Origin of the sequence: Citrobacter sp. Ce104 (assembly GCF_030334595.1) — a bacterium.
Lineage (GTDB): Bacteria > Pseudomonadota > Gammaproteobacteria > Enterobacterales > Enterobacteriaceae > Citrobacter > Citrobacter europaeus.
Genome location: NZ_JAOWDP010000056.1, coordinates 1 through 12,086 on the forward strand (window position 1 = coordinate 1; position 12,086 = coordinate 12,086).

The 12,086-nt window shown below is 47.5% G+C and carries 11 protein-coding genes and 1 pseudogene; 9 read left to right on the plus strand and 3 right to left on the minus strand.

Annotation, left to right across the window (positions count from 1 at the left end):
- A partial coding sequence (locus OGW16_RS05855; protein ID WP_286518066.1) for an autotransporter outer membrane beta-barrel domain-containing protein occupies positions 1-2,253 on the plus strand: 2,253 nt, incomplete at its 5' end.
- Between the two features lie 117 nt (positions 2,254-2,370).
- Positions 2,371-3,804 (plus strand): EAL domain-containing protein, encoded by a 1,434-nt coding sequence (locus OGW16_RS05860; RefSeq protein ID WP_286518067.1) that lies wholly within the window; start codon positions 2,371-2,373, stop codon positions 3,802-3,804.
- Between the two features lie 58 nt (positions 3,805-3,862).
- On the opposite strand, the gene OGW16_RS05865 is transcribed toward OGW16_RS05860, so the two are convergent.
- A complete protein-coding gene (locus tag OGW16_RS05865; RefSeq protein ID WP_003826111.1) occupies positions 3,863-4,219 on the minus strand; it encodes a KPN_00521 family repetitive protein in 357 nt (118 codons plus the stop codon).
- A gap of 777 nt (positions 4,220-4,996) precedes the next feature.
- Between OGW16_RS05865 and OGW16_RS05870 the strand changes: the two are divergent.
- The 3 genes and pseudogenes from OGW16_RS05870 to OGW16_RS05880 form a co-directional block, all read left to right on the plus strand.
- A pseudogene (locus OGW16_RS05870) lies at positions 4,997-5,125 on the plus strand (DUF1272 domain-containing protein); the annotation flags it as partial.
- A 235-nt stretch (positions 5,126-5,360) separates the two neighbouring features.
- On the plus strand, positions 5,361-5,588 hold the full coding sequence (locus OGW16_RS05875; RefSeq protein WP_127341552.1) for a hypothetical protein: 228 nt from the start codon (positions 5,361-5,363) through the stop codon (positions 5,586-5,588).
- Positions 5,585-6,568, plus strand: a complete 984-nt coding sequence (locus OGW16_RS05880) for a hypothetical protein (RefSeq protein WP_286518068.1) — start codon at positions 5,585-5,587, stop codon at positions 6,566-6,568. The genes OGW16_RS05875 and OGW16_RS05880 overlap by 4 nt, the downstream gene beginning before the upstream one ends.
- A gap of 361 nt (positions 6,569-6,929) precedes the next feature.
- Here the strand turns inward: OGW16_RS05880 and OGW16_RS05885 are convergent, their stop codons facing one another.
- Positions 6,930-7,103: a hypothetical protein gene (locus OGW16_RS05885; RefSeq protein ID WP_182014511.1), complete on the minus strand. Its 174-nt coding sequence runs from the start codon at positions 7,101-7,103 to the stop codon at positions 6,930-6,932.
- A 318-nt stretch (positions 7,104-7,421) separates the two neighbouring features.
- Here OGW16_RS05885 and OGW16_RS05890 point away from each other — a divergent pair, with 318 nt between their 5' ends.
- The 4 genes from OGW16_RS05890 (at position 7,422) to OGW16_RS05905 (ending at position 10,285) form a co-directional block, all read left to right on the plus strand.
- Complete coding sequence (locus OGW16_RS05890; protein ID WP_182014512.1) at positions 7,422-7,958, plus strand: dihydrofolate reductase family protein; 537 nt, start codon at positions 7,422-7,424, stop codon at positions 7,956-7,958.
- Between the two features lie 571 nt (positions 7,959-8,529).
- A complete protein-coding gene (locus OGW16_RS05895) occupies positions 8,530-9,405 on the plus strand; it encodes a hypothetical protein (protein WP_220466426.1) in 876 nt (291 codons plus the stop codon).
- Between the two features lie 328 nt (positions 9,406-9,733).
- Positions 9,734-9,964 (plus strand): type II toxin-antitoxin system CcdA family antitoxin, encoded by a 231-nt coding sequence (locus OGW16_RS05900; RefSeq protein ID WP_047636696.1) that lies wholly within the window; start codon positions 9,734-9,736, stop codon positions 9,962-9,964.
- A gap of 3 nt (positions 9,965-9,967) precedes the next feature.
- Complete coding sequence (locus tag OGW16_RS05905; RefSeq protein ID WP_047636697.1) at positions 9,968-10,285, plus strand: CcdB family protein; 318 nt, start codon at positions 9,968-9,970, stop codon at positions 10,283-10,285.
- A 111-nt stretch (positions 10,286-10,396) separates the two neighbouring features.
- Here OGW16_RS05905 and OGW16_RS05910 read toward each other — a convergent pair whose 3' ends face one another.
- Positions 10,397-12,076 carry an SgrR family transcriptional regulator gene (locus OGW16_RS05910; protein ID WP_182014513.1) on the minus strand — a complete coding sequence of 560 codons (1,680 nt, stop codon included), beginning with the start codon at positions 12,074-12,076 and terminating at the stop codon, positions 10,397-10,399.
- Positions 12,077-12,086 lie beyond the last annotated feature (10 nt).

The following is a 12,086-nucleotide window of genomic DNA, read 5'->3' on the forward strand; positions in this document are numbered from 1 at the left end:
AACCTGCTGATGAAAAACGATAATGTTCTGGGACAGACCAGCGAACTGCGTCTGGCCGCTGATACCGGTTTTGACATGAACGGTTATAGCCAGACTGTCGGTAAGCTGACGGCGGCGGCTGACTCACTGCTGAACATCAATGGCGGTAGCCTGACCCTGGCGCAGGGCGGAACAGCCGACGGGATATTGACCGGAAGCGGCGCGCTGAACATCAATGGCGACACGCTGACCATCACCGGTGAAAACAGCACGCTGACGGCAAAAACGACCATTGCAGAAGGCGCGCGCGTGCTGATGAACACCACGCTGGGCCTTGGCACCGGCGATATTGTGGCGGCGGGAACGCTGACGATGAGCAAGGCCGCAGGCGCGCTTTACAACAGCATCAGCGATGCCGGACGGGTTGAACTCAGCGAAAGCGATGTCGCGCTGGTGGGCAACAACAGCGCCTTTACGGGGCAATTTGCTGTGGATGCGGATTCCCGGCTCACCGTGTTTACTGCAGAAAATCTGGGCAGCGCAGAGGTGAGCAACAGCGGTTCACTGGTGCTGAACAGTAATACCGACTGGCAGCTTAATAACGATGTTTATGGTAGCGGGGACGTGACCAAGCTGGGAGCCGGCTCCATTACCGTCGGCGATAACGCCGCCTGGACGGGCAAAACGGAGATTGAGCAGGGCGGCCTGGTACTGGGGGACGGCACATCTCCGGTCACGCTGGCCAGTAGCGAAGTCAACATTGCGGCTGCGGGGATGCTCTCGGGCACGGGGGGCGTTGCAGGTCATGTGAATAACGCCGGTGTGCTGCAGGTGGGAACCGGGACCGGCGACAACCTCCTGTTCACGGTGGGGGGCGACCTGGTTAACAGCGGTACCCTCGCAACCGGTGTGAATGGTCAGCAGGCCGGTAACCAGCTGGTGGTCAATGGCAATTATACGGGGAATGGTGGGCATCTTTCCCTGAATACCGCGCTGGGGGATGACAATTCCGTTACGGATAAGCTGGTGGTGAAAGGCGATACCAGTGGCACCACCTCCGTCAGCGTCACCAACGCCGGTGGGAAAGGGGCCGCCACGATTGATGGGATCGAAGTTATTCATGTTGATGGCGCATCGGACGGTGAGTTCACCCAGGCTGGCCGTATTGTGGCAGGGGCATATGACTACAGCCTTGGGCGCGGTCAGGATGAGAACAGCGGCAACTGGTATCTGACCAGCGGCAAAACCAATCCGGATCCCGAACCAAATCCGGATCCGGATCCCGATAAAGATCTGCGCCCGGAAGGCGGCAGCTACACGGCTAACCTGGCGGCAGCCAACAACATGTTCGTCACCCGTTTGTACGATCGCCTGGGCGAAACGCAGTATACCGATGCCCTGACCGGCGAGCAGAAAGTCACCAGTATGTGGATGCGCCACGTTGGCGGGCACAACAACTGGCGTGACGGCAGCGGCCAGCTGAAAACCCAGAGCAACCGTTATGTATTGCAGCTGGGAGGCGACATTGCGCAATGGAGCCAGAACGGACTTGACCGCTGGCACCTGGGCGTGATGGCGGGCTACGGGAACGACCACAGTAACACCCGGTCATCACGCACGGGTTATCGTTCCCGGGGTTCAGTCAATGGCTACAGTACCGGCGTGTATGCCACATGGTATGCCAATGATGCGTCGCATAACGGCGCCTGGCTGGACAGCTGGGCTCAGTACAGCTGGTTTGATAACAATGTTAAAGGCGATGATCTGCAGGGCGAGTCATATAAATCGAAAGGGGTGACCGCCTCGCTGGAAATGGGATATGCCCAGAAAATGGGCGAATTTGCCGGCAGTCATGGCACGCTGAATGAATGGTACATCCAGCCTCAGGCGCAGGCGGTCTGGATGGGCGTGAAGGCGGACGATCATCAGGAAAGCAACGGCACCCGTATCACCAGCAACGGTAACGGCAATGTACAGACCCGGCTGGGCCTGAAAACCTGGATTAAGAGCCATCATCAGATGGATAACGGTAAAGAGCGTGAATTCCAGCCGTTTGCCGAACTGAACTGGCTGCACAATTCACGAGATTTCAGTACGACCATGGACGGCGTGAATGTTCGTCAGGACGGGGCGAAAAATATCGCCGAAGTAAAAGTGGGTGTGGAAGGACAGGTGAGTCCGCGTCTTAATCTGTGGGGCAACATCGGGGTCCAGGCTGGCGACAAAGGCTATAACGACAGCGCTGCGATGGTCGGTGTGAAATGGAACTTCTAAGCTGATTCTGCCGGGCAAGTTCAGCCAGACTGGCATATGTCAGTCTGGTTATTTCCTCCTGAAATAACATCTAAAAAGCGTCCTTCAGGGCGCTTTGTTCAACAACACGAGTTAATCATGTCTGTAACCAAGAAAATCACACCTATCATGCTGGTGTTGCTTTTTCTTCTGGCCGGTGTGCTGACGTCATGGCAGCAATGGGATAGAGAGGGACAACTTGTCAGGGAACACGCGATAAATAGCCTGATCGAAGAAATCGACACGATATTTGACGACGTAAATACCTTGGCTGTGTTGGCCAGCGCAAATATCCAGGAAAATTGCACCGACGATCTGCTACGAAAATTGCGTCTTCTTACGGCATCTGGCGAGAAGATTCGTTCAGTCAGTATTATCAGGAATGGTGAGTGGAACTGTTCTTCTCTCGAAGGCAGAGAATCGCCGGGGATTGTTTCCAGAGGAACGACCACACACTCACTGATGATTGAACAGATTTATCGGCTGAAGACGGAGATGTATATCCTCTATTTTCCGTTTCAGGGGCAGGTGGTGGCGGTTGCGGTATATAAAGCGGCGATCGATAAAATTCTCATGGATTTTGCCCGTAAAGCAAAAATTGATGTGCATTTTTTATTGTATCCAACAAAACATCCTTTCGTGCAGATGGCCTCACAAAACTATCCTTTCTGGATTGTGACGGATTCACAGGATGGCATTGCAGATTATGTGCGAGATAACCATTATCTTCTTATTTTATTTGTTCTACTGTCGTTGCTGTTATATTTCCACTTACGCCGGGTGCAGCGGATTTCACCGATAAAAATACTGCAGCGTGCGATTCATAATGATGAATTTGTTCCATTTTATCAGCCCGTCGTCGAACTCGCTTCCGGAAAAATCGTCGGGGCTGAAGTTCTCGCTCGCTGGAATCACCCTGAGCAGGGAATTATTCCCCCTAACGAATTTATCCACACGGCTGAACATAGCGGCTTGATCAATGCGCTGACGCTGAAACTTTTGACGCAGGTAGAGACTGATATGCGGTGCCTCAGGGATCATTGCGATATACCTTTTCACATCGGTATTAACATACCTCCATTGTCACTGGAAGATAATGAATTTACCGATGCCACCATCGCCTTTATTCGGCGGATGAACTTGTTTCATATTGGCGTGATGCTGGAAATCACCGAGCGACAGCAGAATCTGATCCGTGAAAGTGTGCTGAAGCGCTTGAAGGAGGCGGGAGCGGCACTAGCCCTGGATGACTTTGGGACCGGGTATTCTAACTATGCTGCGCTGCAACGTATTTCGCCGCGATTTTTGAAAGTTGATAAGATGTTTATCGATTCATTGGGTAAAGGTGGCGTGAGTGATAGCATTATCAGCAACATTGTTCACCTCTCTGAACTGGCCAGGATCCCATTGGTAGCGGAAGGGATAGAAAGTGAAGAACAGATGGAAAGGCTGCGACGGATGGACGTTAACTTTGGTCAGGGATACCTGTTCAGTAAACCAGTACCCTTTAATGCGTTTCTGCATTTATTATAAGAATAGCTGATAATAAAAAACCGCTTTCGCGGTTTTTTATTATTCAATGTTTAGAAGATTACTCGCTGACTTTTTTCTCAACGGAGGCAGCACCTTCTTTGGTCTTATTCCAGCCTTTCTCGGTACCCTCTTTTGTTGCATTCCAGCCTTTTTCAGTACCTTCTTTGGTTGTATTCCAGGCTTTTTGTGAACCTTCACTTACTTTGCTGCTCAGGTCATCTTGTTTGCCTTCAGCAGCATGTTTGGCTTTTAATTTTTGCTCTTCGCCCTGATTCTGCGCCTGATGCAGCTTTTCTTTTGCGGTATTGGCGTTTTCGTGTGCGGCAGCTACATCATTATCAGTTGCGTGTGTCGTGGCGGCAATAACGGGAGAAGCCAGCAGAATTGCAGATAATGCGATAATTGTCTTTTTCATAATATCCTCGCTTAGCGTTATAAGTTATTAGCGTGGTTAAGCATGGCATACAAACGAAGCGCTGGCTTTAGGAAAAAACTGTAAGTGCGGATAACGCTATTTTTCCACTTTTGCAGTGTGAGAAATTAATACGGTTACGTTGTCTTGGGGGAAATCCACATTTAATATTGGGTTAAATAACGAGTTATCATCATTATTTAGCATGGGCCTGCATCATGATGCTGCCTGATATTTATTTGGGGCTGAAATTCGCTTATCAGAAGTGAAGTTGAATTTTAATCACACGTTCACACGTGAAACTATACGTGTACCCATTTCTCTGGATTTGACCAGTGCTACTGGCAATACAGACACAAAAAAGCCCTCAGCTTGCGCTGAGGGCTTTTCACCGGTGTTTGGGCTGGCGTCCTTGTAATTGGTGGGGGAGGTGGTTGAGTTTGTTGGATATTTTGATTTTTTGCGGGGAAGGGAAGGCGCAAAAAGAGTGGCGATGATGTTGATATGGAAAGGATTTTTGTATCTGTTTGATTTTTAAGTTGATTGTTGAGGGCTGGGTTTTGCGTGTTGGTTGAGGCCTTGGTGGACGTTATATGCTTGTCGTTCGTTTCTTCAAGTGAACGTTTCTGTCGGATAATTCACTCTCTTGAATTTTCCAGACTGTAGACCATGCTCATCTAATACACGTGAAAAACAATAGCGTCATCTATCGCATAAGGAGATACGGGTAGATGGCCTTTGGTATAGCCAATGATGTCCCTTTAACAATAAGAGATCACCATGCTTGACCTCCGTCCTAATTGCGAATGCTGTGATAAAGATCTGTCACCTGAATCAAAGGAGGCATACATCTGTTCATTCGAATGCACGTTTTGCGCCGATTGCGTGACCCAACGGCTTAACGGCCATTTGTAGTGGTTTACTGAATTTGGCCACTACATATATTGTGTCGCCCGTAAAGCCGGGAGGCACTACATATTGATTATCCACAGATTCGGGGGATAAGCCTGTGGGCTATGGACAAAAGCTCCTATACGCACAGGCTGAGTGAAGCACTGAAGGCTGTAACAGAAGATGTAGACGTACCGTGGAATGAATTTTAAACTAGGTGCTTAAATTATACCTATTACTCTGGACAAATTACATGGCAAACCAAAAACCAGAAAACGAACCCGGTAATCAATCTAAACCAGCAAACAGACGTGATGGACATGTTAGTCCAAGTACGAAGGGAAAAGTATACATTCAAAAGGAAAAGAATAGTGGTGTCAGTAGTATCTGCCCAAGCATTAAGCGAAACGAAAAAATTTCTTTTGATTCTGCTGATAAATTAGCTGAGGAAATTGCTGCACTCAGAGATAAAAAATCATGAGTGAGCCAATTACATCAACAGCAGAGATTGTAAGCTCTTCAGGATTTACTTTGAAGGATTACATGTACGCAGCAGGTGTCTGCATATCAGTATTTTCAGCAGGGGTGGCGTGGGTAAGTGTCAGGCGTACACTCAAACGCGATCTCAATTCATTAGGTGATTCAGAAATTAAGATTTTTGAACTTGTTTCGAAGGCTGAATCTGAAGTTGTTAAGTTTAATGTAAAAATAAAAAGAGAAATAGACAGTAAAGGCAGTGAGTTTGAATTTTCGAATGCAGACAGAATTGAACTTGACTGCTTGGTAGAAAGCTTATTGAATATTTATGATATTGCATGTCAGCGTTACCAAGATAGTAAAATAGATAAGAGGCGATTTGTGAAAACATATAAAGCAAGAATAGGGCAGTTGTTTTCAAATAGCCTCTACAAACCATATTTAAGTTCCAATGATTTTCAGTACAGCGCTCTTAAAAATACCCATAGACAGCTTAACGATCTCGAAATGAAACGTGATGATGCTGTGGTTAATATTGATGAATCACCAGAGCAAAAAATAATGAGTCCCAAAAGTCAGGGGAATGTTAGACTCTTAATTAATTCTATTGCGCTATTGATGTTAGCGATGGTTTTTATCTTGGATAAAAGTGACATTCAAAGTAAAGGTGCTTGGATATCAGTTATTAACTCAACTTGTGTAGCATCTATATATCTATTATTTATTTACTATCGCTATGCATCCTTTCCAGAAAATCAAAAGAAGTTGAAAGCTAAAGTGGATTCTTTCGCTAATTTTCTGGCGTTAATTGCTATAGTTATAACTTTTATCACAGTGGTCGTTACTGAAAGAGCTAATTCTTTATATGTTGTACTGGCAGAGAATGGCGGGGCATCAATCCTTTTTGGAGTTATAATTGGTGTGTTATCCTCAAGAGTGCTGTTCCCTTTTTGGGATCTATATTCTAAATACCGAAAGGTTTGATAGATACTTTTCTGAAGACAATAACCGAAACACAGCAAACCACACTTTTATTGGTGGCATTGTTTGTATTGATATTGCATCTGAACAAACGAATGTAATAAGGACAGCAGCTGGCTTAATCAGTTTCTTTAGACAGAACCACCTGTATGTCTAACGACGCGGAAATTAAACGAGGGGCGTAAAAAAGGCCGCTGGCGCGGCCTTGATGAAATATTATGGCGTTGTCGGTGGTGTCCATCCGGCCTTTATTGCTGCCACCTGCCACTGTGGAATTCCTGCCGTGACATGCTGCTGACAGTAATTGTATAGCTGCCTGTATACCGTTACTGCCGAGGGATTCATCCGTACTTTCTGGCTGGCTCTACCACCGCTGAATAGCGGTGCTCTGCTCTTGCATCAGGGATGAAATTACCGCCCGCAGACCTGCTTCGAGGTTCGGATCGACAGGAGGTAAATCCAGAATCGCCTGTAGATTAGTAATATGTTCTTGTATTGTTCTGGCTCCGTCCATCACCTTCATTACGTCAGCGTACATTTTATTATTTCCTGATTAACCAGTGGGATAGCCAGATAATACCAGGCCAGATCTGACCTTGCCAATAGAACTGGATAGAATGTAACTTCTGTCCATTCCCCCTGAATGTAGCATTACGCAGACACTCCCTAACCTGGTCCCCGTTGATTAATACGCGGGGAACAGGTTAGCAATTTCTCCATCGACTTTGAGAACGACTGCATACTTCCGCTCCTCGCTCACAGCGGACCTTCAGCTTAGGTAACTTGTTCGCTTCTTGCCTGAAGCGGACATTGCTAAACTCAACGAGATATATGCAACCTGAATACGGAGCTCTTGATGGTCACTACACATGTTTTCATCGCGGTCAGTCTTGATGGTTATATCGCCCGACAGGATGGCAATATTGACTGGCTGTTGAAGCGCGATGACCCGACTGAAGATCATGGCTATGCCGCATTCATCGCGGACAAAGATTGGATCATTATGGGGCGAGGTAGTTATGAGAAGGTGCTGACTTTTGACGAATGGCCTTATGATCGACCCGTGCTGGTACTTTCCCGGCAGCTAACCAATACCCCGGTGCCTGAGGCGCTGAAGGGCAAAGTGCAGTTTTCATGCCGCACGCCTAGGGAGGCTCTTGCTGACCTGATGGAGAAGAACGTGCACCGGGTCTATATCGATGGTGGGCAGTTAATACAGTCGTTCCTGCGCGAAGGTCTGGTCGCCGATATCGTTATCACTACCGTTCCTGTCCTGCTCGGTTCGGGAAAACCGCTGTTCGGAGCATTACCCCATGATATCGATTTGACGCTATTATCCAGCCGCAGCTTCCCTTCGGGTCTGGTGCAGTCGCACTATCGGCTGACGTCATAAGTTGAATCTAAGCGTAGTGGCGACCTCCGCTAAAGCGAGAAAACACCCAATTGCCAACTGTGCTGTTTTACTTCTACGACTTTACTTCAGTCCACTGAAAAGCAGTGCATCATAAACGGGTCTACAAACCTGAAGTCTGGCTCGTGTCGATATCTTCGATGATGGCTGTCCTTGTAATTGGTGGGGAGGTGGTTGAGTTTGTTGGGGATTTTGATTTTTTGCGCGAAGGGAAGGCGCAAAAAGAGTGGCAATTATGTTGATATGGGAGGGGGTATCTATTTGATTTTTAAGTTGATTATTGGGAGCGGGATTTTGCGTGTTGGTTGAGTCTCAGGTGGACATTATAGGCTTATTGCTTATAACAGATCTGACAGATCTTTTATCCAGGTGGCTTTATATTGATAGCGGGCGTAACGAATATCTCAGTACATTAATAAACAGGGGGCAGTTTAGGAGTACAGGCGAGAATATTTTTATCTTTTTTAAAAGATACAAGCCTTGATGATTTAAAAAACTATAGTAATCTGTTATCTTATAAAAATCACTTATATTAACAATTTGAGGTGTACCCATGTCTAGCGTACTGTCAAATTCAGCGATTATTTCCGCGCTGGTCTCAGCTATAGTTACGTTATTAATATTTTTATTAAAAGCAATCATAAGTTATTTTAGGGAGCGAAGTTTTCACGAATATAAAATAAGAATAGAAAATGAGTATGAACAACGAAAAAAAATCAAAGAGGCTATTTCTAAATATAAGACCCCTTTATTAGACTCTGCAGAGAGTCTAAACCATCGCTTGTGGAATTTTTCAAAAAACTGTAATGAAGCATGGCACATTCCTCATGGTGACAACAATATAAACAACATGTATTATCTGCAATCATTTTGTTTTAGACTGCTTTCGTTCCTCGCATGGTGCAAGATATTTGAAAGAGAGTTAATTTATTTGGATAGTACACTCTCAGTGAAAGATGATCTCGATTTCGTTAAGTACATCAGAACAATGCAAAATATTTTTTCTGATGCTTCTATTTTTAATGGGCTAGATTACGATCCTACATATGCAGTTGACCACTTTTTTAAAGATCATCTTTCAAGTATGGTTGATTTTATGATTAATGATAAAAGTGTTATTTCATTTTCTGAGTTTATGAAGTGTGATACTGAAAAATACATTGCCATTAGCAATTACATTTCATCAATAACCAAAGAGCGACATTGCAATAAATGGTATTTATTAAACAACTTCCATTTTGTATTAATGGCATTTTTATCAAGATATGGATATGACTTTCAAATTACGGATAGAGCGAAATTAATTAAATTTAAGATGTCTCAGCCTGAAAACATACTTTCTGGAAATCTAAATGAAATCATTATCAGAGGAAAACTTCATAAGTGTAAAAAAATGAAGGAAGCGATAGAAGTGTTATTATCTGATTGATTGCGTACTATTACTAATAGTACGCATTTGCACATTGTCCAACTTGTGGTGTTAAGAGGTTGACCAACTGACGTAGCAGACAGGCACAACCCTTGAAGATCATGGATCGTCGCGGATGCAGTCCCAGGGCTGCGACAGTTATCGTAAAAAAGGACTGTTGATGCCATGGCCGGGCGGTGTTTCATTCATAATCCCTTGATAAAAAATAATAATAGTTATTATGTAGTAATGTGAACATTTATGAACCGTTAACAGTATTTTTAGTATATGACCATGTTCAAAAATCCGTGTAAGCTGAACGTATATGAAAGCAGAGAGGAAGCCTAATATGAAACAACGTACTACTCAGAGTGTCACCGTCACGCTGGAACGCGATCTGATCGCCGCCGCCCGTGCTGCTGGGGTGAATATGAGCCAGACTCTGGCTGTAGCCCTTGATGCTGAACTGAAAAAGCACGCGGCCACTCGCTGGAAAGCAGAAAATCTTGAAGGACTGGAAGCGCTTAACCGCTTCCATGATGAGCATGGGTATTTCAGTGATGACTACAGGACGTTCTAAATCATGCAATTCACCATTTATCGCAATCCCGGTAGAAGCACGCTATATCCGCTACTCATAGATGTGACAAGCGATATCATTGGTGCGTTGAATACACGTATTGTGATCCCTTTGCTACCTCTGGAGCGTTATCCTAACCCTGAGGTTCGTCCGGCGCGATTAAATCCCGTACTGGAACTGATTGATGGTAAGCAGTACGCCTTAATGACGCATGAACTGGCGAGCATCCCGTTAAAGGCCCTGGGCACTGAGTTTTGTGATGGCAGTATGTATCGTCACACTGTAAAGGGGGCTCTGGATTTCATTCTGGATGGTATCTGAGATAATTATCAGTATCCACGGCCAAGCGATTCCCATCCCCAAATAATTTCGTTCCCTCCCTTACCCTTAAAGGCCTTTAAAGGCCCTTTAGCGAGCTTTTGCGGGCGTGCATTATTCGAGCCAAAGTTGGCTAAAATCCGGCCATCCTAGCGTATTTAAATCCCGCCAGGTAAATGACTTCTCGGTCGCAAATTCCATCCAGTGATGCAGCAAAGGAATGACATATCGCTGGTGGGTCATTTCATGGAAAAAGGCGGCAATGGTGGCGAACGCCTGCTCATCGTCGCTGTTCAGAATCGTCGGCAACAGGGCGTTCAGGTTCCGTCGCTGGGCTTCAGGCAGCCGCGTAAACAGCGTGGTGGAAGCCAGCCATTCCAGAAACGCCGGAACCGAAAGGGTATCGAGCATAAAGTTGCTGAGCCAGATATCCGCGGGAGGGCGCGGCTGGCTGTTAAAGTTGTCAAATGCGTCGATCCGTATTTCGGCGCGAATATGCCAGCGCTCAAGCAGGATGCGAATCGCCCCGGCAAGCTCCACTAGTTCCGGTTGCTGAAAGGTGCTGATGATAACCGGCTGACGCAGGTTAAACGGCGCGGTGACCCCGCCAAAATCCACCGGGCGGTGATTCCACTGCGGCAGCATACCCTGAGCAACGGAGAGGATGCGTGCATATTCGTCGGGAAGCTGCGTCTGGCTGAGGAGTTCGACAGGTTGCAGCAGGTAATTGATAAACCGTCTTCCGGCCTCATCCGCAAAGGCACCGTCACCGTCGAGCAGTACAAAGCAGCAGCCCTGCTCCAGACTACGCTCGTTGAGCGGGCGGTCATCCTGCGCCTCCTCACCCCGCAGCAGGGGAATAAAGCTCATGCTGATGTGCTCCGGAGCCCAGGTGAAAATGGTTATCTCATCCAGTCCGGGCCGCGCCTGGTGCCAGTGTTGATTGCGCCGCAGGACCATAAAGTTGTCGCTGTGCTCCTGCAGGTGGAAAGCGCCGGTACAGCGCATGTGGCCTTGCTGGTAATCAAACAGCATCGTTGGCTGGGTGGCGAGCAGGCAGTCGAGCCGCCTGACCGGGTGATGCGTTTCAATCACCTGATGCCAGGGGGCGTCAGCGGTGATGGCTTTGATTGGGCTGAAAAGCGGCGCGAACTGCGGGCTCTGGCTGGCGGCTAGCAGGCAGCGCTGAACGGCGCTGGCATTCAGTTCGCTGCCATCGGCAAAGCGGGCGGTGGATTTCAGCCAGAACTCCCAGCGGGTAAAGTCCTCGTTGTGGGTCCAGTAGTGGGCTATATCGGGGACGATCCTGCCCTGAACGGCGTCATAGCGCGTCAGCCCGCTCAGGCACTGGCGCAGGAGATGGCGTTCGGTCCGTCGCAGGGGAACGAGCGGGTTAAGCGGATCCAGATTGCGATAGTAGGGGATGCGTACCCGCGTTTCGCTGCTTTTATCCTGTACCCCAAAGCGCCACAGGCTCAGGCGATCCAGCAGATACTTGTCGTTGCCGATAAACCGCAGCACGTTGCCGTAATCCTGCTTCTCCAGCAGCTTATTGACGTTCTGGCTGAACAGCTTTTCCGGTGAGGTTAACAGGTGGAGCCGTGAGCGCTTGCCGCGCCCGCGCTGCGGCTGCCAGTCGAGCCATTTTTCCTGATGCATCTTTTTCAGCGCAATACGGCAATTACGCACTGAACAGCCGAAGATGGCGGCGATCTCCTGCATCTGTAATTCGTGCGTCTGGCCTGCGCCGTAGCGGGCGTGCAGCCTGCGAAAATGTGCCTCGAAGATACTCATATGATGGCCT